Raw genomic sequence first — 24,947 nt, forward strand, 5'->3', positions numbered from 1 at the left:
GCCCCGATTTTACGGTCACGATCGCCGATTGCCAGCCATTCGGCTGATCTTCGAGATCCCCCGTGCCGATTGGCGGTCGAAGCGTCGCGGGGACGAGAGGGATGATGTGGGGGTGACTGTCGACGGCCTCTCCTCCCCCCTGTATCTCGACCCAGAGCTCGCAGCGATCAGCGTCATGATCCCCAGCTTCGATTTCACCGATGTGGCAGGGTCACGACGTTTTGAGCAGGAGCTCGTCTCTCAAGGTCGTCGCACAGTTGAGGGGGTTTTGACGGAGGACATCATGATTGCCCGTCGAGACGGCTCTGCCCTCGCTGTTCGCGTTTACCGACCCGAACTCGTCGAAACGCTACCCGCCATCCTTTACATTCACGGCGGTGGTTTCGTGCTCGGCGGCTTAGACACCGAGGACGACCGGTGCGCGTACTACGCGCGAGACGCGCACTGCGCTGTCGTCTCCGTCGACTACCGCCTCGCTCCGGAGCATCCCTACCCGGCGGCCTTTCATGATTGCGTAGACGCCCTGTGGTGGATGCACGATGAGGCGGACGCTCTGGGATTCGACAACCGTCGGCTGAGCATCGGTGGGAACAGCGCCGGAGGGGCCATCGCCGCATCCGTCGCGCTGGCATCTCGCACGGACGAGGCCCCACCTCTCGTGCATCAGCTCCTCGTGAACCCCGTCTTGGATTGCCGAAGTGAGACGGCATCCATGCAACGGTTCAGGACCACGCCCGGGTGGAACCTCGCTCAGAACCAGCTCATGTGGGAGCTCTACCTGGGCGGCTCCACTGCGCCAGTTGACCACAGAGCGGCCGCCGCTCTGGCAGACGACGTCACGGGAGCGCCGCCGACTTCCATTTGGATAGCTGAGTACGACCCACTGCGCGATGAGGGACACGCCTACGCCCAAAAGCTGATGGCAGCCAACGTCCCCGTCGGGATGATGCAGTATCCGGGCACCATCCACGGATTCGATGGCTACCGCATGACGGGCCTGGGCCGGCGAGCACTCGACGATCAAATCACCGCGTTGCGATGGGCGTTTCGCACCTGACGCGCCGCATGGCGCAATCTTGGTAGTGAATCGAGCCAAATGGCGGTCAACGAGGCGAGGGTGCCGACGTAGCGTCGGTTATACACCTCAAGTCGCCTCGAATCCCGCGAACGCATAACCGCCCTGTGTCTGCGGTCCGGGATCGTTTCGGCCCCGGAAGGACAACGATGACCTCTCGCGCCCCCGTCGATCCCGACGTCGTGACACTGATCGCGAACGCGCCCTCCGTACTGAATCTCGATCCCGCGACCACTGTGGACGAAATCAGGGCCAGAGAGGCCCGGCTCCACTCGTGGATGCGGGGCGATGTCGAGCCGGAGCTCGCGCGCGTCCCTGCGCGTGACAGTTCCGTAGCCGGGATACGCGTTCGCTGGTATGGCGAGGAGCCGCGGGCTGATTCGGACCTCGTCGTGTACATACACGGGGGCGGCTGGCTCGCGGGCGATGTCGATTCCTACGACCCGGATGTTCGCAGGCTGGCCGCACACCTCAGGCTCCCCGTCGTTGCGATCGACTACCGCCGGACACCGGAACACCCGTTTCCCGCGGCCATCGACGACTGCATCGCCGTCCTCCGGGAGCTGCACCAAGGACCTTGTCGATCACTTTCCCTCGCTGGAGACAGCGCCGGCGGAAATCTCGCCCTCGGCGCGACGATCGCTTTAAAGGCCGAGCACATCGTGTCGTCGATGCTCCTGCTCTACCCAGTGGTCGACCCGACGGCATTCGACAACCGTTCCTACCGGGACAACGGTGCCGATTATCTTCTGACTGCGGAAGCCATGCGCGGGTTTTGGGATCTCTATACCCCCTCAGACGATCACCGTCGTCATCCCAGCGCCGCCCCCCGCTTCGCGGAGCTCGAAGGGCTTCCCCCGACGGTTGTCGTCAGCGCAGATTTCGACCCGCTTCGCGACGAGGACCGCGACCTCGCTTCCCGCCTCATTAGCGCGGAGGTGCCCACCACATACCTCCCCAATCCTGGGCTCACCCATGGCTTCTAGCAGATGGTTCCACGCGTCCCCGCGGCTGCCGAGGCTCTCCGGTGCGCATACACCGCCTTCGGCGCGGCAATTGCCGGTGGCGGCACGCCCGCCTGGGCACTGACCGCGCTGGCGCGTTGAAAGGAACGAAGGACGCCGACATGATCACTTCACACATCCTCCACTTCGGTGTGGGCAACTTTCACCGCTCCCACCAAGCCAAATACCTGCACCAGCTACACAGTGAGGGCCGTGACCTCGAGTGGGCGATCGTGGGAGCGGGGCTGCTCCCCGGAGACGTCCGCATGCGCGACGCCCTCCGCGATCAGGACTACGCCTACACCCTCGTCGAATGCGCCGCCGACGGCACCAATGCAGTGCACCGGATCACGTCCATCATCGGCTACCTCTACGGGCCCGACGACCCGACCGCGCTCATCGAGATGCTCGCGGCTGCGTCTACCCGCATCGTGTCGCTGACCATTACCGAGGGCGGTTACAACCTCTCCGACGCGACCGGACGATTCGACACCACGAACACCGCGATGCGCGCCGACACCTGGAACGAAGACCGCCCCACCACCGTCTTCGGATACCTTGCTGCCGCCCTTCGCCGCCGTCGTCGTGCGGGGATAGCGCCGTTCACGGTCCTGTCCTGCGACAACATCCAGAACAACGGCGACATGGCCCGCGAAGCACTGGTGTCATTCATCGGGATGACCGACGTCGATTTGGCCGACTGGGTCGAGGGGAACACCGCATTTCCCGGAAGCATGGTCGATCGCATCACTCCCGTCACCACCGACGCCGACCGCGCGTGGGTTCGCGCCACGACGGGGTACGACGATTCCTGGCCTGTCGTCAGCGAAGACTTCACCCAGTGGGTGATGGAAGATCACTTCCCGTCAGGTCGCCCGCGTTGGGAGGACGTCGGAGCTCAACTTGTCGACGACGTCGCGCCATTCGAGACGATGAAACTTCGGATGCTGAACGGGGCCCATCAGGCTCTCGCATACGTCGGTCTTCTCCGCGGTCACACGTTCGTCCACGAGGCGATGACTGATCCTGCCGTGGCTTCCTTCGTCGACGCCTTCCTCCAAGAGGCAGAGAGCACGGTTCCCCCTCTCCCGGGCATCGATCTTCTCGCCTATCGCATGACGCTGTTGAAGCGTTTCTCCAACGCCTCTATTCGAGACACCCTCGAACGCCTCGCCACGGACGCCAGCGACCGCATCCCCAAGTTCGTCGTTCCCATCGCCCGGGACCTCATCCAGCACAGCCAGCCGGCGCCCGAGGCCGCAGCGGTCATCGCCAGTTGGGTCGCCGTCGCCTCGACGAGACACAACAATTCACGTCCACTGGCAGACCGCCAAGTGGAGGACGTGTGGCAGGGACTCCTGGACGAGCGCGTCGTCGCAGGGTCGTTTCTGGATCGCACTGACTGGTTCGGTGCGCTCGGCGAGAACCCCACCTTCCGAACGACGTACGTCTCCTCCCTTGAACGTCTTCGCCGAGGCAACGCGTTCGAGTCCGTCGCCTCAAACGCCCTTTGACCTCTTCCTGCTCTTCACCTGTCCACCCGTTTCAGAAAGGCACCATCATGAACCGCACCACCCGAATGATCGCGCTCGTGGGCACCGCCGCCCTCGCTGTGTCGCTCAGCGCATGCAGCGACGGCCCGCTCGGCGCATCCGACGCCGCCAAGGATGGCGCCAGCGCCGACGCCGTCAGCATCCAATTCGTCAACCCTCTGCCCAACTATCCCGCCTGGCGTGTCATCGGCGACTGCATGGCCGACCAGGCCAAGGAACGCGGAGTGGACTTTAACGAGACCGGCCCGACCGGGCAGGCCATGGACCCCACCACCATGATCGAGCAGATCCAGAGCGCCATCGCGAATAAGAAGTCTGGCATCATCACCCTGCCCGCCAGCGACGCCTTCGGCCCCCTCCTCCAGCAGGCCCGCGACGCAGGAATCGTCACGGCCACCATGTACGGCGACGGGGCCGATGGCAGCGGCGCCGACATCAACGTCGGTATCAACTGGACCGAACTCGGCAAGGTCTACATCGATGAAGTCGAGAAGCTCCCCGGTGACAAGAAGGTGGGAATCATCACGAGCGCCGACACCGGCATCGGCAAATTGTTCATGGACGGCGTCAAGACCGCCGTCGCAGCCACCGACGACATCGAGATCGTCGGAGAGGTGTACACCGGCGACGACTCCGCCAAGGCACTAGCGCAGACCAACGCCCTCCTCACCGCTCACCCCGACGTGGACGTCATCCTCACCAACATGGGAACCGCTACCCAGGGTGCGATCTCCGCCATCGAAGCGAAGGGCCTCACCGGTGAGATCTCCTTCATCGGCAATGGCCCCGACAACGGAGGCAAGGAAGCCATCGAAAGCGGAGCCGAGTACCGCTTCCTGCTCCAAGCGCTGTGCGACGGCGGAAAGGATGCACTCAACGCCGTCGCCGATCGTCTGGAAAGCGGCACCGCTGCCGGGGGCGCGGCAACCTTGATCGACATGGGCACTCGCATGGCCACGAAGGACGACTACGCCGAGTACGTCGCGAAGGGATGGTCGTGACCGACACCGCCGCCCTCGAACTCCGAGGCATCAAGAAGTTTTTCGGATCCGTCGCCGCCCTCGAGCACGTGGATCTCGCCGCCTTCCCGGGAGAAATTCACGCCATCGTCGGAGACAACGGCGCCGGAAAATCCACCACCATCAAGATCATCACCGGCATCCACCGAGGCGATGGCGGCGACATCTTGATCAACGGCGACGTCGTCGAAAGTCACGGCGCCAGCACCCTCGAGAAGGGCATCGCCGTCGTCTATCAAGATCTCGCTCTCGTGGAATGTCTCGACATCTCCACCAACATGGCACTCGGGAACCTTCCCAAGCGCTTCGGAATGATCCTTGATCGCAAGCGCATGGACCGAGAAGCCGCAAAGGTCCTCACCGACCTCAACGTCCGAGTCGGCGACGTGAAGACACCGGTAGGACTGCTCTCGGGCGGTCAACGGCAGGTCGTCGCCATCGCGCGCGCAGTCCGCATGGACACCCCCACCATCCTGCTCGACGAACCCACCGCCGCCCTCGGCGTGCAGGAAACAGCACAGGTCGGACGAATGCTCGACGAGCTCCGCGCCGCAGGCAAGGCCGTCATCGTCATCAGCCATGATCTCGACTTCGTCTTCCAACACTCCGACCGCATCACCGTCCTCCGGCTCGGGAACAGCGTCGGAACCCGGCGCACCGCCGAAACGACACGTGACGAGATCATCGGCATGATCACCGGCGCGATCCCCCGCGGCGCTGCGGCTACCGCCTTCAAGGAGAAGTCATGACACAGATCACCTCGACAGCCCCGGCCCCGGCCCCGGTCGTCACTCAGAAGGCCTCACGCCGGATCTCCTCGGTGCTGGTTCGCCAAGAGGCATCCCTCCTCGGCGTCGTCGCCGTCATCGTCATCGCGGCGACGGTGATCAACCCAGCATTTCTCACCGGCGACAACATCACCGAAATCCTCCGCAGTTCCGTCATCTACTTCGTGATGGCCTGCGGTGCGGCACTGCTGATCATCGGCGGCGGACTCGACTTCTCCGTCGGCGCGATCTTCACTCTCAGCGCCCTCACCGGCACCTCGCTGATGAAAATGGGGGTGCCCATTCCGGTCGCGATCGTCGCTGCACTCGCCATCGCGGCACTCGTCGGCGTGCTCAACCACCTGATCATCACCTTCTGGCACGTCCCCCCGATCATCGCCACCCTCGGCGTGTTCTTCGTCGTCCTCGGCGCAAACTCCCTCATCACGGGAGGCCTCGACGTGCTCCCCCTCCCCACGGAGTTCGTCCGTCTCGGTCAGGGATATTTCATCGGCGTCCCCAACATCATCTGGATCGCTGTCCTGGTGGGCATCGTCACGTGGTTTGCTCTCGAGCACACCCGCTTCGGCGTCAACGTCCGCGCTCTCGGCGGCAACCGCGCGGCCGCCGTTGCCAATGGCCTCCACGTGAAGAAGCTCGACCTCGCTCTGTACGCCATCGCCGCCGTCACCGGCGGCATCGCGGGCCTGCTTTACTCCGCGCGAGTCGGGGCAGGACAGGTTGAAGCGGGCGGCTCGGCGACCACGCTCGTCGTCGTCACAGCCGTCCTCATCGGAGGTGTCAGCCTGCTCGGAGGGCTCGGGAACATCACGGGCGTCGCCATTGGCGCCGTCCTGCTCTCCCTCATCGACAACGCCCTCATCGTGTCCCGCATCCCACCCCAGTTCAACAACATCGTCGTCGGCGCCATCCTCGTCTGCGCCGTCGCCGTCGACCACCTCCGCCGCCAGCAGCTCTACAAGCGCCGCTAACAACAACGCGTTTGTAGTGCCTGCGCCACAGAGGCGCCTGTTGGGCGGCTCAGTGGCGCAGGCACCATGACGGCTGAGGGCTGCGGGGCCCGGACCTCGCGCATCCGTCGCGTAGTGTCACCACAGAAGGAGAAGCGGATGCCCGCCAGCGGAAAGACGCAACCCGCCAACGCTCAGCATTATGGCAGTAGCGCGGCGGCCCGCATCCTGGTCGTCGGCGAGGCACTGATCGACGTCATCGAGAAGGACGGCTCTGTCACGGAGCACGTGGGCGGGTCCCCCGCAAACGTCGCCCTTACGCTCGCGCGGCTCGGCCGCGAGGCGACGCTCGTGACCGACATCGCCGACGACGACCGCGGCCAGCGCATCACCGAACACCTCAGCGCCTCCGGCGTGAGAGTTGTCCACGGCGATGCTTCGCGCACCTCGACCGCCCGTGCGACGCTGCGCGAGGATGGCTCGGCCCAGTACGTCTTCGACCTCTCCTGGAACCCGCCGACCGCCGACCTGAGTGACGTCACCCACGTGCACACGGGCTCCATCGCCATCTACCTCGAGCCGGGCGGCTCTGCCGTGCTCGAGTTACTCGAGGCCTTGCCGGCGGGAGTTACCGCGAGCGTAGACGCGAACATCCGCCCGGCTCTCGTGGGCGGGCAGAGAGACGCGCTCGCGCGTTTCGAGCGGGTCGCGGCGTCCTGCGAGATCGTCAAGCTCAGTGACGAGGACGCCGAATGGCTGTACCCGACAATGCACGTCGACGGCGTGCTAGCCCGACTGCTTGAGCTCGGCGCGCAGCTCGCAGTGGTTACGCGCGGAGGCGAAGGGCTGCTGCTCGCCTCCTCCGTCGCGCGCGTCACCGTGCCCGCCGAAAGCATCGTGGTCGCCGACACGATCGGCGCGGGCGATTCCGCGATGGGCGCGATCCTCGACGAGGCTCACCGGCAGGGGCTGGGTGCGTCAAACGGGATGCTCGTCGACGAACCATCGCTCCACGCAATTGGGCAGTGGGCGGCGCGGGTCGCGGGAGTTACAACATCCCGCTCAGGCGCGAATCCTCCAACCAGCGCTGAACTCCGTTAACCAAAAGTCAGCAGATGAACGGTGCAAAACCGATCGGGTTCGCACCGGCAGGCCTTCGCGACCGGCGGAAGCATTACCGCGCTCGCTTGGACCGCCGAGGCTACGAGACCGCCACTCAGGACATTGCTAGCCGTCAGGAGAGACTGCTGCGACTTTGCCTTCGAGATGGGCGCGTTCCGCGGTGTTCTCGGTCTGTGCGGAGGCTCGGGTGAGTGCTTCAAGCGCTTCGGCGTGGCGTCCGAGCTGAGTAAGAAGGTCCGCGCGGATCGCGAGAACGTAGTGATCCTCGGGCAAGCCGTCGAGGGCATCGAGGCCTTCGGCTGGTCCGTGGACTTTCGAGAGAGCAACTACGCGTGCGGTTCGTGCGCTTTCGGCGGGGTGGATGGTCAACAGGTCGTCGTAAAGGCGAAGAATCTGCGTCCAATCCGTGTCAGCGTCGGTCGCTGCGTCGGAGTGCACCGCTTGATTGCGGCTTGGAGTTGGTAGGGCCCGGGCCGATGGTGGCGGAGACACTGGCGTAGGAGGCCTTGGCCTTCGGTGATTAGCTGACGGTCCCATCTTGTGCGGTCTTGCTGGGGTAGAGGGATCAGGGAGCCATCACCATCGACGCGGGCTGCGAAGCGTGCATCGATGAGAAGGAGGAGTGCGACGAGCCCGCGAGCTTCGTTGTGCTGGGGAGCGAGTTTGAGGAGTCGTCGGGCGAGGCGGATGCCCTCGCGTGTCAGTTCGGATCGAACGAGCGCGCCGGTGGTGGGGAGATATCCCTCGTTGTAGATGCCGTAGACGACTGCGAGGGCCGCGTCGATCCTGTCGGCCCAGTGGTCGGGTTCCGGTAGGCGCATTGTGATGGTGGCCTCGCGGATCTTCGTCTTCGCACGAGCGAGCCGCTGACTGATCGTCGCGGGGCGGGCGCGGAACAGACGGGCGATCTCCAACACCGTCAGACCTCCCACGAATCGCAGGGTGAGGGCGATCTGCTGCTCGGTCGACAGGCTCGGGTGAGCGTACAGAAGGATGAGGCGCAGCTCGTCATCGAGGAGGCTGTCACCGGGCGCGGCAGCGAGTAGTGGTTCAAGGCACGAGGCATGCCGGCGAGAGGTGGCAGCGCGTCGGAGGCGGTCAATCGCGGATCGTTTGGCGGCGGTCACGATCCACGCATGCGGACTCGGCGGCACACCGCCGGAAGGCCAGGTGGCTGCTGCACTCGCGAACGCGTCCTGTACCGCCTCCTCCACGAGATCGAAGTCGTGAAAGGTTCGCATCAAGATCGCGACCGTGCGACCGTGCTCGGCCCGGAACGCCCGAGCGACGGCAGCACGCGCGGCCCCGTCGAGGGAATCAGCCACCGAAGGTCATAGCCGGGCGGACCTCCACGTAGAGCCCGGTCGCTTCCGAGGTCAGTCGCGCCCAGTGGAGAGCGGCGTCGAGGTCAGAGACGTCGATGACGGTGAAACCGCCGACGTACTCCTTCGTTTCCGCGAACGGCCCGTCCGCGAGAACAACGCCGGAGGGTCCACGTCGCACGACCGTTGCAGAGGTCGGCTGGGTCAACGGCATCGCGAACACCCACACGCCCTCCGACTGCATCTGCTGCGTGAGCGCGGTGACATCCGCGATCACCGTCTGCAGCTGCCCCGGCTCCAGCCGGCGACCGGAAGGGGTGACATTGCTAAGGAGGTACTGAGGCATGGTCGATCCTGTCTGCGGCCCCTGGTGGTCCGCTCACCCTATAGACGTCTACCTCACCTTGATTTCGACACCTGGACAAAAAGCGACCGCCAGGATCGAAAGGGGTGATACGTGCCCGCCACTGGTGGTGCGAAACCGATCGGTTTCGCCCCACGTCCGACCGCGACGTGTCCGCGCTGATCCGCCAAACGGTCCCTACGACTATCCGGTGAGGACCCACGGATTCCACGGCCTGTCTGTCTCGCCGAGAAGGTCAACACACGGTGGGGCGCCACTACCCGGCGCCGCGTGAGGAGGTCAGGCGAGCGGCGGGCCGATGACGGCGTCCGTCGCGGCTTTGGTCGGTGCGAGGATCACCGCGTCGCCCGTGAAGAGGAATGTCTGGCGGTAGCGGCCGTCGATCTTGTACGTCAGATAGGTTCCACGCGGGCCGTCCTCTGTGAACCAGGCGCCGTCGGCGGTGAACTCAGCGACCAAGGCGTCCCAGTCCGCCCGTGAAGCTGGCGACCAGTCGTAGAAGTTGTCGGAATCTTGTCCGGCAATGCAATTCGCCCCCTGTGCCAGGACGGGCATCGGCGGGAGCTGGACTGCCCCTTCGGGCAGCACCAGCGGAGCCACCGTCACATTCGACGACGGGTCCATGATGTTCTCGCACGTCGCCGATACGCGGGCAGAAGCGGGAGCGGTCAGGCGATCGTCAGCACTGGCAGAGGTTGAGGGGCTGAGCGAAGGGGAGTTGGCCGGGGACGGCGCGGCCGACACCTCCGTCTCTTCTGTCGGGCTGGATACGGGCACACATGCTGTCACCCCCAGCGTGGTTGTGGCCATGAGAGCGAGTGCAGCCGCCGACTGTGCGACGCGAGAGAAAGAAGAGCTCACGAATGTCACCATATCCGCGTCGATATCCACCCCTCGACCGCCGCAGATAAGGACACACGAACGCGCGACGCGAGTAATGACCGGTACACCCGACCTTTGTCTCGCAGCCAGTTCCACAGCACGTGGCCGTCGACGACATCGCCCCCCTAGGGTCAAAACCGATGGGAGCACCGTGCTCCCGCTGGGGGATCGTCATGTCGTTGTTTTCACGCGCTAACGTCCGAAATTCGATCGTCGCTGCGGCGGCCGTCCTGATCGCGGGTTCCGGGGTTGCTGTCCCCGCCCACGCCGCCCGGTCGCGAATGATACCGGCATCCCTCGAAAACACCAGGGGCCGTCTCTCGTGAGGAGCCTTTCCTACCGTTCTGGGACGCACTCGTCCTGACTTGAGGAAGACCATGTCCCGCAACATCGGCTACGCCACCCCCGACAAGAACACCCCCCTCGCGCCCTTCGCCTTCGACCGCCGCGAGGTGGGCCCTGAAGACGTGCGCATCGACATCGCCTACTGCGGCGTCTGCCACTCCGACGTGCACCAGGCCCGCGACGAGTTCGGCGGCGCCCTGGCGACGCTGTGGCCCTGCCTCCCGGGCCACGAGATCGCCGGCACCGTGGCCGAGGTGGGTTCTGAGGTGACCCGCTACGCCGTCGGTGACCGCGTGGGCGTCGGCTGCCTCGTGTACTGGGGCGACGAGTCGCAGCGCGGCGTGAGCGAGGAGCAGTACCAGAACCCGCCCGCGATCTTCACCTACAACGGTCAGGATCCCGACACCGGAGACGTCACCCTCGGGGGATACTCCGACGAGATCGTCGTCAACGAGCACTTCGTGCTGCGCATCCCCGACGCCATCCCGCTCGAGCAGGCGGCTCCGCTGCTGTGTGCGGGGGTCACGACGTGGTCGCCGCTGGCGCACTGGAACATCGGTCCCGGCAGCGTCGTCGCCGTCGCCGGTCTCGGCGGACTCGGCCACCTCGCCGTGCAGTTGGCGAAGGCCCGCGGCGCTGACCGCGTGATCGCGCTGACCACCAGTCCCGACAAGGCCGATGCCGTCCGGGCCCTCGGGGCCGACGAGGTGCTCGACATGACCGACGAGGATGCCGTAGAGGCGCACGCTTCGAGCATCGATTTCGTGCTGTCCACCATCCCGACGCCGTTCGACATGAAGCCCTACCTCTCGCTCATCCGCCACGACGGTGCGCTGGTGACGGTCGGCATGCTCGAGCCGATCCACGAGGAGGGCATCGACTTCGGCTTCGTGTCGATGAACCGCATCACGATCGCCGGTTCGCTCATCGGCAGCATCGCCGAGACGCAGGAGGTGCTCGACTTCGCCGCCGAGCACGGAATCGCCGCCGAGGTGAAGGTCATCTCCGTGCAGCAGGTCAACGAGGCCTTCGACGAGATGGTCGCCAACGACATCCGCTTCCGCTTCGTGATCGACAACAGCACCCTGGATGCCGACCGCGACGGCGCCGCGGACCTGCCCGCCTCGCAGTGAGCGATGAGAGGGGACGCGTCCGCTCAGGCGCGTCCCCTCAGCGGGTCGCCTTCACCAACGCCTCCACCGGGTGCAGGTCCCGATTGGCCGAGCCATCCACCGGTGGAACAGCGCTACACCGGCAGCGTCAGGAGAAGAGCTGACGGAGCGCGTCGAGATCGCCGGAGTCGACGACCTTCTGGACCGCGTCGATGGTGTTCTCATTCACGAACATGCCTCTGAGGGTGTCGTTCCAGACGGCTTGCACGGTGTCCACGTCACCGGCATCCACTGCCTTTCCCGCTGACTCGATCGCCTGCTGGTACGGAATCTGTTCGAATCCGGCGGGCGCGTCATCGGGTCCGAAGTACGGCACCCAAGGAGCGCCGGGGTCGGGGGTAAGCCAGAGCACCTGCTCCGGCTGGATCGTGCGCACTCGCCGATTGCGGCGCCGTTGTCGCTCCCGTCACCGGCTCGGCGACAGCCGTGGGAGCGGATGCCGTGGACGTCTGAACCGCCGTCGGCGCTGCCGCCGTGCAGCCGGCCAACCCCTGATGGCGATGGTGCTCGTCTTCGTTTCCCGGTGACCGGCGACGCCGACGCGCGACGGGGACGCGCCCGTGAGGACGCATCCCCTCACCGCGTCGCCCGCTCCAACAACTCCAGCACGTGCACGTACGACTCCCCCGTCGCCTTCGTCATCCCGAGCTCGCACGTGCGGTTGCAGGATGCGAAGGCATCGGCGCCGAGCCCGGCGACCTCGGCCGCCTCGGGCGCGGTCGCGGCCGCGGTCAGCTCGGGGTGCAGCATCCCGCGGTCACCCGCGTAGGCGCAGCAGCCCCACGCGTCGGGGACGCGCACCTCGGTCGCAACGGCCTCCCCCACCGCGCGAAGCGCCGGGTCGATGCCCAGCTGCTTCGACGAACAGGTCGGGTGAAGGGCCAGCAGCTCCGCCACCGTCGTCGGGCTCAGGGCCGGAAGCAGAATGGATGCCGCGAAGGCCACGGCATCCACGACCTCCACTCCCTCCTCCCGCAGCGTCGCCGCGAACCCCTCGGTGCAGCTCGACGCGTCGCAGACGACCGGCAACGCACCATCACGCGAAGCCGAGCGCACGGCCGCGCGCACGCGGGCGGTCATCGTGGCGTGGCCCTTCGCGTACCCCTTCGACGACCACGGGGTGCCGCAGCACAGCGCGTCGATGCCGTCGGGCACCACCGCCGCCACCCCGGCGCGCTCGAGCAGTCGCACGAACGCCACGGTCGCGCCGATTCCGTCGGCGGGGCCGAACATGCTGCCCACGCACGCGGGCAGGAACACCGCCACCGGCTCGACGCCCGGCGCGCCGACCCGCGATCCGAGCGAGCGACGAGACGCCCCACCCGACGGCAGCTCCGCCGAGTACTGCGGCACCGTGTCGGTGCCGAGAACCGCGCGGGCGGCATCCGTCACCGTCCGCACGACGGGCATCGGAACGGCCGAGGCCGCGGAGAGAGCCGCCGACCCCGCCCGCGTCACCGCACCCCACCCGGTCGCCGCGGCCGACCAGCCGGCGGCCAGCACCGGGTGGGCGTCCTCCCGACGGAAGCGCTTCATCAGCGTCCCGGTGTTGATGAGCACGGGGCACGCCGTCTGGCACATGCCATCGACGGCGCAGGTCTGCACGCCGTCGTAGTCGTAGTCCTTCTCCAGCTCGGCGACGAGGGCTCCGTCGCCGCGCTCGCGCGCCGCCGTCGACGCCCGGCGCACGACGATGCGCTGCCGCGGGGTGAGGGTGAGCGACCTGCTCGGGCACACCGGCTCGCAGTATCCGCACTCCACGCACCGGTCGGCCTCGGGCTCGATCGACACGGGCGCCTTCAGGTGGCGCATGTGCGCCCCGGGGTCGTCGTCGATGATCACCCCGGGATTCAGGATGCCGCTCGGGTCGAGCAGACGCTTGAGCCGCACCATCACGTCGTACAGCTCGTCGCCGTACTGCCGTCGCACGTAGGGAGCCATCGCGCGTCCGGTGCCGTGCTCGGCCTTGAGGTTGCCGCCCGCGTCGAGCACGAGGTCGACCATCGCGTCGGTGAAGCCCTCGAACCGGCCCAGGGCCCTCGCCCCCTCGAACCGGTCGGTGAGCATGAAGTGGATGTTGCCGTCCTTGGCGTGGCCGAAGATCACGCTGTCGGCGTAGCCGAACCGTGCGAACAGCTCCTGCAACCCCTCGCACGTGTCGGCGAGGCGCTCCACCGGAACGACGACGTCTTCGAGCAGCGCCGTCGTGCCGCTCGGCCGGACACCGGCGACCGAGGCGTAGAGGCCCTTGCGGAAGGTCCACGCGGCGGCACGCTGGGCGGGGTCGCTCGAGAACGCGGCGGTCTCGCGGAGGTTCTGTTCCGCGAGCACCCGCGCGCCCGCCGCGGCGAGCTCGCCCAGCGTCGGAGCGTCGTCCGCGTGATACTCCACGAGCAGCGCCGCCTGCGTCGTGGCCTCGAAGCCGTGGATGGCGGCGGGAGTGCCGGCCAGACGCTGGCCGACGCGCAAGGACGTGGCATCCATCAACTCCAGCGTCGCGGCGCCCGTGGACACCAGAGCCGGCAGGGAGCGCGTCGCTGCGTCGAGCGTCGGGAACACCGCGAGCGTCGTCGCGATCGCGGGGCGGATGGGCACCGTGCGGAACGTCGCCTCGGCGACGAAGGCGAGCGTCCCCTCCGATCCCACGACGAGGTGGGCGAGCAGGGCTGCGGGGGTGTCGAAGTCGAGGAACGCGTTGAGGGCGTACCCCATCGTGTTCTTCATCGCGAACTGCCGCTCGATGAGCGCGACGCTCGCGGGATCGCCGACAACGCGGGAGCGCAGGCGCATCAGCTCGTCGACGAGCGCGGGCTCGCGCTGGGCGAGCAGCCGATCGGCGTCGGGGTCCGCGGTGTCGACGACGGTCCCGGATGCCAGCACCAGCACGAGCGACTCGAGCGTGCGGTACGAGTTCTCCGCCGTGCCGCACGCCATGCCGCTGGAATTGTTCGCGACGACCCCGCCGATCGTGCACGCGGCCTCGCTCGCGGGATCGGGGCCGAGGCGGTGGCCGTGCCGGGCGAGTCGCGCGTTGACCTGCCGCACGGTCGCCCCCGGCTGCGAACGCACGCGCCGGCCGCCGTCGAGCACGTCGATGCGTCCGAAGCCCTGGCGCACATCGACGAGCAGCCCCGCCCCCGACGACTGCCCCGACAGGCTCGTCCCACCCGAGCGGAAGGTGACGGGGGTTCCGGATGCCGTGGCCCCCCGCAAGACGCGGGCGACCTCGACGGCGTCGGCGGCGATCACCACGGCCTCCGGAGTGAGGAGATAGTGCGAGGCGTCGTTGGCGTAGGCGACGCGGTCGATCGCGCGCGTGCGGATGCGCGAGACGTCGGAGACGGCGGCGGCGATCTCGGGAGCGATCTCGGTCGCGGTGAGGGTCATGCGTCGTCCTTCGATCGAGGCGGGCGAGGGGTCACGCCTCGCCCTCCGGCGTGAGAACCCGCGTCAGGTCGGGCTCGGCGTCGACCAGCGCCCGGATGCCGTGCGGCCGCCCCGAGACGAGGGTCGAGGCGTGCGCGACCGCGTGCGCTCCCCACACGGCGGCCGATGCCGCGGCGGCGGCGAGCGGGTCGGCGCCCGCGGCGGAATCGCGCGTGAAGCCGAGGAGGAACCCCGCGAGGGCGGCATCCCCGGCCCCGGCGGTGTTGGCGACGACGGGGGCGTCGGCGCGGGCGAAGACCGCTCGGTCGGCCGTCACCGTGACGAGGCCGTCGGCGCCGAGGCTCGCGACGACCGTGCCGACCCCGCGTGCGATGAGCTCCCGCGCGGCGGCGACGACGTCACCCAGGGTGCCGAGGGGGCGTCCCACCGCCGCCGAGAGCTCCTCCGCGTTGGGGGTGAGCAGGTCGACGCCGGCCGGGTCGGCGAGCACCGCGTCGAGGGCCGCTCCGCTGGTGTCGACCGCGACACGCGCGCCGCTTTCACGCGCCACCGCGCCCACCGCGTCGAGGTCGACGAGCCTGCCCGCGCCGGCGAGTTCCGGAAAGCTGCCCGAGATGACCAGCCAGGGCGCGGTGCGGGCGGCGAGTTCCGCGCGCAGCGCCGCGATCGTGGCATCCCACGCCTCCGCCGACAGGGGCGGAGTGGGGGCGTTGACCTTCGTCGTGGCGCCTTCCGCGTCGATGATCGAGGTGTTCACTCGCGTCGCGCCGGGCACCTCGACGATGCGCAGCAGCGGAGCGGTGAGACCGCACCGCGCGAAGCGCACGTCATCGGCGCCGAGGACGACGACCGCGGCGGTATCGGCCCCGCCCGCGGAGAGGGCGGCCGAGACGTTCACCCCCTTGCCGCTCACCTCGCGCGTGTAGCTGTCGGCGCGGGTGAAGGTGCCGCGACGCAGGGCACCGACGCGGTAGGTGGCGTCGATCGCGCCGGCCGCGGTGAGGGTGACGAAGCCCGTCATGCGTGGGTCCCGATCCCGGCGGCGCTGCGCCCCGAGATGACGTCCAGCAAGCGGCGCACCTCGTCGGCGACCGCGGCGCGGCCGGGGGTGAGCCAGCGGCGGGGGTCGATGGCATCCGGGTCCCGGTCGAGCTCGGTGCGCACGGCCGTCGTCAGCACGGTGTTCAGATGCGTGCCGATGTTGATCTTGCGCATCCCGGCGCGTACGGCGCCGTCGATCCCGGCGTCGGCGACCCCGCTCGACCCGTGCAGCACGAGCGGCACGGGGACGGCGGCGGCGAGCTCCGCGATGAGGCGATCGTCGAGCCTCGCGCTGCGCTCCCGCATGGCGTGCTCGCTGCCGACCGCCACGGCCAGGGCGTCGACGCCCGTCTCGCGCACGAAATGCACGGCCTCGGCGACGTCGGTGCGCACGCCCGGGGCATGGGCGCCCTTGCCGCCGATCTCGCCGAGCTCGGCCTCGATCCAGGCTCCGGCGGCGTGAACGCGGGTGGCGACGGCGGCGGTGCGCTCGATGTTCTCGGCATCGGTCAGGTGAGCGGCGTCGAACATCACCGAGCGGATGCCGACGGCGAGCGCCTCGTCGACGAGCGGCTCGTCGGTCGCGTGGTCGAGGTGCACCGCGACGTCGACGCGGGCTCCCTCGGCGAGCCGGAGGGCGGCGGACGCCGCGGGCGCGATACCGCCGTGGAAGGCGATGGCGTTCTGCGACAGCTGCAGGATCACGCCCGTCTCGGCGGCCTCGGCCCCGGCGACGATGGCCTCGGCGACCTCGAGGGTGATGAAATTGAAGGCCCCGACCGCGCGATGCGCGGCGAGGATCGTGGGCATGTCGGCCAGCGGCACGGTGGTGTCTTTCTCTATGTCGGGGGAAGCCTCCGGGCGGGAGGGGGTCTCCCGGTCCCTTCGACAGGATCAGGAACCTCGCGATTGCGCGAGCCCGGCGGCTGAGCCTGTCGAAGCCTCCGGGCGGGAGGATGTGTCCCGGTCCCTTCGACAAGCTCAGGAACCTCGCGTTCGCGCGAGCCCGGCGGCTGAGCCCGTCGAAGCCTCCGGGCGGGAGGGTGTCTCCCGGTCCCTTCGACAGGCTCAGGGACCTTGCGTTGGCGCGAGCCCGGTGGCTGAGCCTGTCGAAGCCTCCGGGCGGGGGTGGATGCCGGGACCCAGGCATCACGCGAGGGTCCCGGCATCCGGAGTCATCAGCAGGAGGACTTGTAGACCGCGTCCTTGCCGTCGCCGTCGATGTTGTCCTTGGTGAGGATGGTGAAGCCGGTCTGGATCTTGGCTTCCGTGGCCTCGCCCTTGAGGGCGGCGATGGCCTGCTTCACGCCGTCGGAGCCGATGCTGGCGGGCTCCTGGGCGACGAGGGCCTGGACGGTGCCGGCCTCGAGGGCCTTCACCTGGGCGGGGCCGGCGTCGAAGCCGACGATGGTGACCTGGCCCTGCTTGCCGGCCTGCTGGACGCCGGTGGCGGAACCTTCGGCGGCGAAGAGGTTGGCGGCGAAGATGCCGACGATGTCGGGGTCCTTCTGCAGGGCGGCCGTGACGATCTCGGCGGCGGTGGAGGGCTCGTTGTGCGAGTACTGCACCCCGACGGATTCGAACTTGCTGTCCTTGGCGACGGCGTCCTCGAAGCCCTGGGCGCGCGCGTCGGTGGTGGAGACGCCGGGGTCGGTGGAGACGACGAGGACCTTGCCGCCGTTGGGGTTGGCCTTCTGAATGGCCTCGAACGCGGCCGCTCCGCCGCCTTCGTTGTCGGAGGAGATCTGCGACACCGCACCGGAGGGGTCTTCCAGGGTGGTGTCGACGAGCACGACCTTGATACCGGCGGCTTCGGCGGCCGCGATCGGCGCCTGCATGGCCGAGACGTCGGTCGGGGCGATCAGCAGCGCGTCGGGCTGGGAGGCGACGACGGCATCGACGATCGGCTTCTGAAGCGTGGGGTCGAACTTCTCGGGGCCCTGGGTGGTGACGGTGGCGCCCTGGGCCTCGGCTTCGGCTTCGATGCCGCACTGCATGGAGATGTAGAACTCATCTCCGGCGACGCCCTGCACGAACGCGATCTTGTAGCCGCCGTCGGCGCCGCCCGAGGCGGATCCCGACGACGAGCCGCCGGAGCACCCGGCGAGGACGAGGGTGGCTGCGGCGCCGAGGGTGGCGAACGCGAGAACCTTCTTGTTCCACTGCATTGTGATTGACCGTTCTCTCTTGGGGGTGTCGGATGCCGGGCCTCAGCCGCGGCGTCCTCCGCTGACGAACTTGCGCCAGAGGCTCTGGTTGTTGCCGCGGGTCGCGGCGGTGCGGCGCACCTGGTCGACGTAGACGGCGGTGATGAGGACCGCGCCGACGGCGACCTGCTGCCAGAAGGGCTGCACGCCGGTGATGACGAAGCCGTTCTGCAGCACCGCGGGGATGAAGAGGCCGACCACCGTGCCGAAGATCGTTCCCACGCCGCCGAACAGCGACGTTCCGCCGATCACCACGGCCGCGATGACGTTCAGGTTCGTCTGCGACTGCCCCGCGATCGCCGTGGTCGAGAACTGCGACAGGGCCAGGATGCCGGCGAGCCCCGCGAGCGCTCCCGACAGCGTGTACACGGCGATGAGGTGGCGATCGACCTTGACACCCACGCGACGGGCGGCGAGCTCACTCGACCCCACCGCGTAGGTGTACAGCCCGAAGCGGGTGAAGTGCAGCACCACCGCGCCGATCACGACGACGACCAGCGCGATGACACTGATGATGGGCAGCGACCCGAAGACGTTGCCGTAGCCGATCGACACGGTCAGCACCGTGGGCACGTCGCGGATGTCGACGCCGCCGGTCAGGATCTGCGCGAGGCCCAGTGCCATGCCGAGCGAGCCGAGCGTGACGATGAGCGGCGGGATCTTCGCCTTGGCGATGAGGAAGCCGTTCAGCAGCCCCCAGCAGACGCCGCTCAGGATCGAGACGAGGATGCCGATGGTCGCCACGCCCCAGCCCTCCCCGCCGAGCGCGCGCATCGTCATGGCGGCCACGACGCCCGAGAACACCAGGACCGACCCGATCGAGAGGTCGATGCCCGAGGTGATGATGATGTAGGTCATCCCCACACCGAGGACGGCGAGGATCGACGCGTTCTGGATGATGAGGCGGAAGTTCGACCACTGGGCGAACGACTCCGGCGCCAGCGCGCTGAAGATCAGCACGATGACGATGAGGATGATGAGGATCTGGAAGGCCTGCGCCTTGAGCAGCCCGACGAAGAAGTTCGGCTTGTTCTCCTCGAGAGTGCCGATCGCGACGGTCTCGGTGGGAGGGGTCTTGAGGCTCACTTCTGGTCGTCCTTCGTGACGGCGCCGGTCATGAGTCCGACGAGTTCTTCCATGGAGGTGTCCTTCGCGGGGACGTTGGCGACGCGCGTGCCCAGACGCAGCACCTGGACGCGGTCGCAGACCTCCATCACGTGCGGCATGGAGTGCGAGATCAGCACGACCGCGATGCCCTTGTCGCGCACGCGACGGATGGTCTCGAGCACGTTCTTCGTCTGGCGCACGCCGAGCGCCGCGGTCGGTTCGTCGAGGAACACCAGGCGCCCGGCCCAGTGCACCGCGCGGGCGATGGCGATGGCCTGGCGCTGACCGCCCGACATCTCCCCCACCGGTGAGGTGAGCGAGCGGACGGTCGCGCCGAGCTCGTCGAACGCGGCTCGGGAGGCGACGGCCATCTCCTTGGTCTTCATGAACCCGAGCGCCCCCGCCAGTCCCGGGCGGCGGATCTCGCGACCCAGGTACATGTTCTGCACCGGGTCGAGGTGCGGTGCCAGCGCGAGGTCCTGGTACACCGTCTCGATGCCGAGCGATGACGCGACCTGGGGGTTCGACATCTCGATCGGCTTGCCGTCGAAGAGGATCTCGCCCTCGTCGACCGCGAGGTTGCCCGAGAGGGCCTTCACGAGGGTCGACTTGCCGGCGCCGTTGTCACCGATGAGAGCCGTGACCTCTCCGGGATAGACCTCGAAATCGACGTTGCTGAGGGCGCGGACATGACCGAACTGACGCGACAGGCCGCGTGCTTGGAGCACCGGGACCGCCGTGGTGACTGACGACATCGTCAGCTCCTTTCCGTGGTGAGAAGAGGGGAGGACAGGAACGTCTCGGCGACGTCCTCGAAAGAACGGGAGTCCACCGCGAAGGCGGCGAAGAGGGCGGCACCGTACGCGGTGCCCTCGTCGTGAGTGGAGACCGTGACCGCGGGCAGCAGCGCGGAGCGGGAGCGCACCACGGATGCCATCGACGACCAGCCGCCGGTGAGCACGGTCGAGGTGGGCGGGGGCACCTCGCGGTCCATCACGGCCATGCATTCGGCGAGCATGTCGTTCCCGTGACGGAGCGAGGCCGCGAATAGCTCGGCGGGGCTGAGCCCGTCGCTCTGCGCGACGATCTTCAGCACGCCGTCGTCGTTGCGGGCGCCCGAGACGGCGAGTCCCGCATCCGACACGTTCCCCTCGACGGGGAACGCCATGGTCTCCTCGTCGATGCGCGCACGCCCCACGGCATCCGCGATCCCGAGAAGCTGCAGCACGCGGCGCATGAGCAATCCGGACTTGGTGCCGGCCAGCAGCACGAACTTGCCCGGGATGACGTGGCGCACGCAGTTGATGCCCGCCAGCGCGAGACGCTCGCGGGCGTCGAAGGGGAGGGTGTCGTCGAGCACGCGCACGAGGGCTTCGGCGGTGCCCATCGAGTCGTAGAGCTGCCCCGTGTGGGTGGCGCCGACGGCGACGGCGGAGACGAGGTGGTCGTGGCCCGCGACGGTGAGCGCCGCGCCCTGGAAGCCCGCGGGCAGCAGCGGATCGGCGATCGTCCCGACCGCCTCGCCCGCGCTCACAAGCGTTCCGAGGATCGACTCGTCGACGCCCAGCACGTCCAGGGCCGCCTGCCACGGCGTGCTGTCGTCCTGGTCGATGAGACCGGTGCGCGAGACGAGCGAATACTCCGCCACCCGCGGCCCGCCGAGAGCGTGCACGACGTACTCGGGCACGTTCAGGAACGTCGTGCCCCCGAGCGCGATCCCCTGGTCGCGCAGGTACAGGAGCTTCGAGACGGATGCCAACGGCCCCACCGGCAACCCGGTACGGCCGAGGAACTCGGCGCGGAACGCGTCGGGCGTCGCCCCGATCTGCGCGCCTCCACGCGGGTCGAACCAGGCCATGATCGGTGCGAGCGCGGTGCCCTCGGCATCCAGCAGCACGCCCGCCTCGGCCATGCCCGACACCCCCAGGGCGACGATGCGGTACCCCGCGTCGAGGCGCCGGTCGGCCTCGGCCGCGAGCTCGCGCACCACGGCGATCGCCTGGGCGGCGGTCATCTCGGCCTGCCCGTGGTCGAGGTTCGTCCACGGCGACCGGCGGCTCAGCACGAGCACCTGACGTCCGTCTGGGGTGGCGACCAGCAGCTTGGTGCTGGTCGAGCCCATGTCGACGCCGACGACGTACTCGCTCATCGCACTCCACCCCCGCGCAGGGTTCCGGGCCAGCCGGCGCCGGGCGCGGCCACGAGCACCTCGGCGGACCCGGCGAGACGCCAGGCACCGAAGGCGTGCGGAACGGCGTAGACCTGACCGCGCTCGACGTCGATCGACCCCGCGTCAGACACCAGCGCCCCGGACCCCTCCCGCACCAGCACGACCGCGAACCCGGCCTCGCGCGCCGCGGTCTCGCCCGCGGCGTCGAACAGGCGGAAGTACGGATCGGCGGCGGCCGGGAGCAGCGAGCGGAAGTCCGCCCCCGCCGGGGTCGTCCCGGCCGTGCTGATCAGGGCGGCGAGGGCCTCGGCATCCAGCTTCGCGGTCGAGACCGCGGGCATGACGGCGTCGAATCCGAGGTCGAGGTGCGACTCCTCGCGGGTGGAGGTGGTCACCGACCACTCCAGCAGGATCGAGAAGTCGGTGGGCTCCTGCACCTCGGCGACGAAGATGCCGCCGTCGATGGCGTGCACGGTCCCGGCGGGAACGAGAACTCCCATGCCGGGGCGCACGACCACGCGGTTCATGCGCGACAGCATCCAATCGCTGTCCTGCGCGTCGCGGCGGCGGTCGAGCTCGTCGCGGTCGACGTCCTCGTTCCAGCCGACGTGCACGGCGCAGTCGTCCTCGGTCTCGAGCACGTACCAGGCCTCGGTCTTGCCGTACGGGCAGTCGAGGTGCGCGCCGGCGAAGCCGCGGTCGGGGTGCACGTGCACGGGAAGGCGCTGACGCGCATCGAGGAGCTTGACCAGGATGCCGAGATCCCCGGCATCCCGTCCCCCGCGCGCCCCCACCCACGCGGCGCGATCGCCCGTGACGAGGTCGCGCAGGAAATCGCCCTCGTCGGTCACGGCGAGACCGATCTCGTCGGAGCCGAAGCGCGACACGGTCGATGCGAGCCACTCCTCGGGCTGTCGATCGGTCTCGGGCACGATGCCGCGGAGGGCGGCGATGCGATCGCCGCCGCGGTAGAAGTGCTGCACGGGGTTGGGCGGCAGGAGGACGGGCTTCATCACGGGGCTCCGATCGGTTCGGAGGCCGCAGCGGCGGCGTCGCCGCTGGGCTCGGGGCGGGTGCGGGAGAGGACGGTGGCCGACACCTCGGCGGCGTCGGTGGGCGGGGTGTGGACGAGGGCGAGGGCGGTCGCAGCGAGGGCGGCGACGGGTTCGACCAGGGCGGGAGCGGCTCCGACAGCGCCGCCCCCCGTACCCGCCGACCCCACCACGGCGCCAGCGGCGGCCCCTGAGCCTGTCGAAGGGTCCACCGCGGCCCCGGCCGCCGGTGCGACCTCGCCCGATCCCCGCGGCACGAGCCGCGTCGGGACGACGATCCGCACGGGACCCTCGCCGGGCCGCTCCGCCCGCTCGCGCAGACGCCGGAAGGCGGCCGCCCCGAGCAGGCGCGGGTCGTGGTCGACGTAGGTGATGCCGGGCTCGAGCACCTCGGCGAGGGTGAAGTCGCCGAACGAGACGAGCGCCGGCATGCGCAGGCCTCGCGCGCGGATCGCGCGCACCGTGCCGATGGCCGCGAGGCTCGTCGCGCACAGCAGCGCGGTCGGGGCGTCGTCGCGCTCGAGAAGCAGCGGGGCGGCGACGGCTTCACCGGCGCCGAAGCGCTCGTGCGTCACCACGAGCGAGGGGTCGAAGGCGACACCCGCGGTCTCCAGCGCCGCGCGATAGCCGGCGAGCCGGTCGCTCACCGTGGGGTAGGGCACGTCCTCCCCCATGAAGGCCACGCGACGGTGTCCGTGCGCGAGGAGGGCGGCGGTAGCGTCCACGGCCGCTCCGAAGTCGTCGATGACGACCGCGTCGATGCCCTCTCTCGCGCGGTCTATCGTCACGACGGGGAAGCGCGCGCCGAGCCCCGCGAGCGTCGAGGCCTCCACCGCCACCGGGGCGACGATGAGACCCGCCAGGCGATGACCGGTCAGACGGTCCAGCTGCGTGCGCTCGCGCGCCGCGTCGTACCCGGTGCTGGCGAAGATGACGCTCAGGCCCTCGGCGACCGCGAGCTCCTCGACGACGCTGACGAAGGCGGCGAAGAACGGGTCGGAGATCGCATCGATCAGGATGCCGATGGTGTCGGCCGCGCGCCGCTTGAGCTCCCGGGCGCTGCGGTCGGGGACGAACCCGAGCGCGCGCACCGTCTGCAGCACGCGGTCGCGGGTCTGCGGCAGGACGCCCGGCTCGTCGTTGATGACGCGCGACACGGTCTTGGGGCTCACCCCCGCGGCGGTGGCGACGTCGATGAGGCGAGCGCGCGGGCGGGCCGCGGCGACCTCGCCGACCGCGCGGGCGGTCATCGTCTCGTCGTGCGTCATCGCGTCTCCGACATCGTTGTCATCTGGCGGTGAAGCCCGGGCTCGGGCTTCGATGGAGTCATCCTGCGACCCGCGGACAACGTTGTCAAGTATCGGATCAATCACGGATGACATCGATGTCGAGCCCGAGCTCCCATGAGGCCCCGGGAGCCAGCGCCCGCAGCAGCCCCGCGTCGCGCGCGTCGGCACGACCGAGGATCGTCGCGGCCGTCGCCGGCTCCACCCCCAGCACCAGACCGTCGTCCTGCGCCACCCGCCACTGGAACATCGCGGGCAGCACCGCGGTGTCGAACGAGAGGCGGATGCCGAGGCCCGACGTCGCGACGACCTCCGCGCTCACGCGCCGATCCGTCGGCAGCTCGTGCCGGAACACCTGCTCGGGGTAGTCGGCCACCGGCGCGGGGAACTCCGCCCAGGTCGCCGCCCCGGCCTCGGCGGCGGCGTCGCGCGGCTGCGCGCGGACCGCCGGCGAGTGCAGCGTCGTGCCGGAGTCGACCAGCGGCCACCCGAGGTTCACGTGATACAGCACCATGGGCTCCACGGGACGCGGGCCACGGTTGACGATCTCGTCGCGCACCTCGATGCGCGCGTCACCGAGGGGCACGCGAACCCGCCGCCGCAGCTCGAGGTGCGCTCCGAGCACGGTCGCCTCCACCACCGTCGCCTCGACGACGACGGCGTCATCCTCGACCTCCGCCCGACGGACGGATGCCGCGAGCCCGCTGTAACGGCCGTGCTGCGGGTGGTCGCCCTCGGCGTCCGACGACGGCGGACCGAACGAGAGCAGGCCGCACGTGGTGACAAGCCCTCCCCCGAACGCCGCCCCGAATCCGCTCACCCCGGGCCGGGGCCACCCCGTGGGCGACACCCACGCGAGAGGGACGCCGCGATGGCGCACCTGGCCGAAATCGAGCCCGCGGTCGGGCAGCAGCTCGACGTCGAGGTCTCCGGCGACGATCCGCAGTCGTCGAGTGCCGGCATCCGGTCCGTCGGTGCGCAGCGATTGCTCCACCGTCGCGATCTGCGCCATCGAGCCCGCGCGTCGGCGCGCTTCGTCGATCGATCGTCCGTACAGCTCGCCCATGAGCCCCGCCTTCCTCGCCGTGGTGTGCCTCACGG

General features: G+C 69.0%; 22 protein-coding genes. 8 read left to right on the forward strand and 14 right to left on the reverse strand.

Features of this window, described 5'->3' with window-relative positions; translation table 11 throughout:
- Positions 1 to 112: 112 nt before the first annotated feature.
- The 7 genes from Q0818_RS10270 (at position 113) to Q0818_RS10300 (ending at position 7,490) form a co-directional block, all read left to right on the forward strand.
- Positions 113 to 1,057, forward strand: a complete 945-nt coding sequence (locus Q0818_RS10270; protein ID WP_298874131.1) for an alpha/beta hydrolase — start codon at positions 113 to 115, stop codon at positions 1,055 to 1,057.
- A gap of 167 nt (positions 1,058 to 1,224) precedes the next feature.
- Complete coding sequence (locus tag Q0818_RS10275; protein ID WP_298874133.1) at positions 1,225 to 2,061, forward strand: alpha/beta hydrolase; 837 nt, start codon at positions 1,225 to 1,227, stop codon at positions 2,059 to 2,061.
- Positions 2,062 to 2,201: 140 nt separating this feature from the next.
- Entirely contained in the window at positions 2,202 to 3,593 is a 1,392-nt protein-coding gene (locus Q0818_RS10280) for a mannitol dehydrogenase family protein (protein ID WP_298874265.1), read from the forward strand.
- 47 nt (positions 3,594 to 3,640) lie between these two features.
- Positions 3,641 to 4,633 (forward strand): sugar ABC transporter substrate-binding protein, encoded by a 993-nt coding sequence (locus tag Q0818_RS10285; RefSeq protein WP_298874135.1) that lies wholly within the window; start codon positions 3,641 to 3,643, stop codon positions 4,631 to 4,633.
- Positions 4,634 to 4,701: 68 nt separating this feature from the next.
- Complete coding sequence (locus Q0818_RS10290; RefSeq protein ID WP_298874137.1) at positions 4,702 to 5,400, forward strand: ATP-binding cassette domain-containing protein; 699 nt, start codon at positions 4,702 to 4,704, stop codon at positions 5,398 to 5,400.
- A complete protein-coding gene (locus Q0818_RS10295; protein ID WP_298874139.1) occupies positions 5,397 to 6,410 on the forward strand; it encodes an ABC transporter permease in 1,014 nt (337 codons plus the stop codon). Before Q0818_RS10290 ends, Q0818_RS10295 begins: the two co-directional genes overlap by 4 nt.
- A 138-nt stretch (positions 6,411 to 6,548) precedes the next feature.
- Positions 6,549 to 7,490, forward strand: a complete 942-nt coding sequence (locus Q0818_RS10300) for a carbohydrate kinase (protein WP_298874141.1) — start codon at positions 6,549 to 6,551, stop codon at positions 7,488 to 7,490.
- Between the two features lie 386 nt (positions 7,491 to 7,876).
- Here Q0818_RS10300 and Q0818_RS10305 read toward each other — a convergent pair whose 3' ends face one another.
- The 3 genes from Q0818_RS10305 to Q0818_RS10315 form a co-directional block, all read right to left on the reverse strand.
- The gene (locus Q0818_RS10305; protein ID WP_298874143.1) at positions 7,877 to 8,836 is read right to left on the reverse strand and encodes a sigma-70 family RNA polymerase sigma factor; all 960 of its coding nucleotides are present in this window, start codon (positions 8,834 to 8,836) and stop codon (positions 7,877 to 7,879) included.
- Positions 8,829 to 9,179 carry a YciI family protein gene (locus Q0818_RS10310; protein WP_298874145.1) on the reverse strand — a complete coding sequence of 117 codons (351 nt, stop codon included), beginning with the start codon at positions 9,177 to 9,179 and terminating at the stop codon, positions 8,829 to 8,831. The genes Q0818_RS10305 and Q0818_RS10310 overlap by 8 nt, the downstream gene beginning before the upstream one ends.
- Positions 9,180 to 9,476: 297 nt before the next feature.
- Positions 9,477 to 10,007 (reverse strand): hypothetical protein, encoded by a 531-nt coding sequence (locus tag Q0818_RS10315; RefSeq protein ID WP_298874147.1) that lies wholly within the window; start codon positions 10,005 to 10,007, stop codon positions 9,477 to 9,479.
- 449 nt (positions 10,008 to 10,456) lie between these two features.
- Between Q0818_RS10315 and Q0818_RS10320 the strand changes: the two genes are divergently transcribed.
- Positions 10,457 to 11,557, forward strand: coding sequence for an NAD(P)-dependent alcohol dehydrogenase (locus Q0818_RS10320; RefSeq protein WP_298874149.1), 1,101 nt, complete (start codon positions 10,457 to 10,459; stop codon positions 11,555 to 11,557).
- A gap of 127 nt (positions 11,558 to 11,684) precedes the next feature.
- On the opposite strand, the gene Q0818_RS10325 is transcribed toward Q0818_RS10320, so the two are convergent.
- The 11 genes from Q0818_RS10325 to Q0818_RS10375 form a co-directional block, all read right to left on the reverse strand.
- Positions 11,685 to 11,972, reverse strand: a complete 288-nt coding sequence (locus Q0818_RS10325) for a hypothetical protein (RefSeq protein WP_298874151.1) — start codon at positions 11,970 to 11,972, stop codon at positions 11,685 to 11,687.
- A gap of 200 nt (positions 11,973 to 12,172) precedes the next feature.
- Positions 12,173 to 14,983 (reverse strand): FAD-binding and (Fe-S)-binding domain-containing protein, encoded by a 2,811-nt coding sequence (locus Q0818_RS10330; RefSeq protein WP_298874153.1) that lies wholly within the window; start codon positions 14,981 to 14,983, stop codon positions 12,173 to 12,175.
- A 31-nt stretch (positions 14,984 to 15,014) separates the two neighbouring features.
- A complete protein-coding gene (locus tag Q0818_RS10335; RefSeq protein WP_298874155.1) occupies positions 15,015 to 16,004 on the reverse strand; it encodes a PfkB family carbohydrate kinase in 990 nt (329 codons plus the stop codon).
- Positions 16,001 to 16,849: a class II fructose-bisphosphate aldolase gene (locus tag Q0818_RS10340; protein ID WP_298874157.1), complete on the reverse strand. Its 849-nt coding sequence runs from the start codon at positions 16,847 to 16,849 to the stop codon at positions 16,001 to 16,003. Before Q0818_RS10340 ends, Q0818_RS10335 begins: the two co-directional genes overlap by 4 nt.
- A gap of 353 nt (positions 16,850 to 17,202) precedes the next feature.
- The gene (locus Q0818_RS10345) at positions 17,203 to 18,192 is read right to left on the reverse strand and encodes an ABC transporter substrate-binding protein (protein ID WP_298874159.1); all 990 of its coding nucleotides are present in this window, start codon (positions 18,190 to 18,192) and stop codon (positions 17,203 to 17,205) included.
- Positions 18,193 to 18,234: 42 nt separating this feature from the next.
- The gene (locus tag Q0818_RS10350; protein WP_298874161.1) at positions 18,235 to 19,317 is read right to left on the reverse strand and encodes an ABC transporter permease; all 1,083 of its coding nucleotides are present in this window, start codon (positions 19,315 to 19,317) and stop codon (positions 18,235 to 18,237) included.
- Entirely contained in the window at positions 19,314 to 20,093 is a 780-nt protein-coding gene (locus Q0818_RS10355; protein WP_298874163.1) for an ATP-binding cassette domain-containing protein, read from the reverse strand. The genes Q0818_RS10350 and Q0818_RS10355 overlap by 4 nt, the downstream gene beginning before the upstream one ends.
- Before the next feature lie 2 nt (positions 20,094 to 20,095).
- A complete protein-coding gene (locus Q0818_RS10360) occupies positions 20,096 to 21,487 on the reverse strand; it encodes an FGGY family carbohydrate kinase (protein ID WP_298874165.1) in 1,392 nt (463 codons plus the stop codon).
- Positions 21,484 to 22,521, reverse strand: coding sequence for a hypothetical protein (locus tag Q0818_RS10365; RefSeq protein WP_298874167.1), 1,038 nt, complete (start codon positions 22,519 to 22,521; stop codon positions 21,484 to 21,486). Before Q0818_RS10365 ends, Q0818_RS10360 begins: the two co-directional genes overlap by 4 nt.
- Positions 22,521 to 23,828 (reverse strand): LacI family DNA-binding transcriptional regulator, encoded by a 1,308-nt coding sequence (locus tag Q0818_RS10370; protein WP_298874169.1) that lies wholly within the window; start codon positions 23,826 to 23,828, stop codon positions 22,521 to 22,523. Before Q0818_RS10370 ends, Q0818_RS10365 begins: the two co-directional genes overlap by 1 nt.
- Positions 23,829 to 23,925: 97 nt before the next feature.
- Positions 23,926 to 24,945 carry a DUF4432 family protein gene (locus tag Q0818_RS10375; protein ID WP_298874171.1) on the reverse strand — a complete coding sequence of 340 codons (1,020 nt, stop codon included), beginning with the start codon at positions 24,943 to 24,945 and terminating at the stop codon, positions 23,926 to 23,928.
- Positions 24,946 to 24,947 lie beyond the last annotated feature (2 nt).

Origin of the sequence: uncultured Microbacterium sp. (genome assembly GCF_947489255.1) — a bacterium.
GTDB lineage: Bacteria > Actinomycetota > Actinomycetes > Actinomycetales > Microbacteriaceae > Microbacterium > Microbacterium phycohabitans.

Excerpts from the sequence above, each read along its gene's own strand:
- Q0818_RS10275 (WP_298874133.1), top strand. The coding sequence starts at position 1,225 with ATGACCTCTCGCGCCCCCGTCGATCCCGACGTCGTGACACTGATCGCG.
- Q0818_RS10280 (WP_298874265.1), top strand. The coding sequence starts at position 2,202 with ATGATCACTTCACACATCCTCCACTTCGGTGTGGGCAACTTTCACCGC.
- Q0818_RS10285 (WP_298874135.1), top strand. The coding sequence starts at position 3,641 with ATGAACCGCACCACCCGAATGATCGCGCTCGTGGGCACCGCCGCCCTC.
- Q0818_RS10295 (WP_298874139.1), top strand. The coding sequence starts at position 5,397 with ATGACACAGATCACCTCGACAGCCCCGGCCCCGGCCCCGGTCGTCACT.
- Q0818_RS10300 (WP_298874141.1), top strand. The coding sequence starts at position 6,549 with ATGCCCGCCAGCGGAAAGACGCAACCCGCCAACGCTCAGCATTATGGC.
- Q0818_RS10310 (WP_298874145.1), bottom strand. The coding sequence starts at position 9,179 with ATGCCTCAGTACCTCCTTAGCAATGTCACCCCTTCCGGTCGCCGGCTG.
- Q0818_RS10315 (WP_298874147.1), bottom strand. The coding sequence starts at position 10,007 with ATGGCCACAACCACGCTGGGGGTGACAGCATGTGTGCCCGTATCCAGC.
- Q0818_RS10320 (WP_298874149.1), top strand. The coding sequence starts at position 10,457 with ATGTCCCGCAACATCGGCTACGCCACCCCCGACAAGAACACCCCCCTC.
- Q0818_RS10330 (WP_298874153.1), bottom strand. The coding sequence starts at position 14,983 with ATGACCCTCACCGCGACCGAGATCGCTCCCGAGATCGCCGCCGCCGTC.
- Q0818_RS10335 (WP_298874155.1), bottom strand. The coding sequence starts at position 16,004 with ATGACGGGCTTCGTCACCCTCACCGCGGCCGGCGCGATCGACGCCACC.
- Q0818_RS10345 (WP_298874159.1), bottom strand. The coding sequence starts at position 18,192 with ATGCAGTGGAACAAGAAGGTTCTCGCGTTCGCCACCCTCGGCGCCGCA.
- Q0818_RS10355 (WP_298874163.1), bottom strand. The coding sequence starts at position 20,093 with ATGTCGTCAGTCACCACGGCGGTCCCGGTGCTCCAAGCACGCGGCCTG.
- Q0818_RS10360 (WP_298874165.1), bottom strand. The coding sequence starts at position 21,487 with ATGAGCGAGTACGTCGTCGGCGTCGACATGGGCTCGACCAGCACCAAG.
- Q0818_RS10365 (WP_298874167.1), bottom strand. The coding sequence starts at position 22,521 with ATGAAGCCCGTCCTCCTGCCGCCCAACCCCGTGCAGCACTTCTACCGC.
- Q0818_RS10370 (WP_298874169.1), bottom strand. The coding sequence starts at position 23,828 with ATGACGCACGACGAGACGATGACCGCCCGCGCGGTCGGCGAGGTCGCC.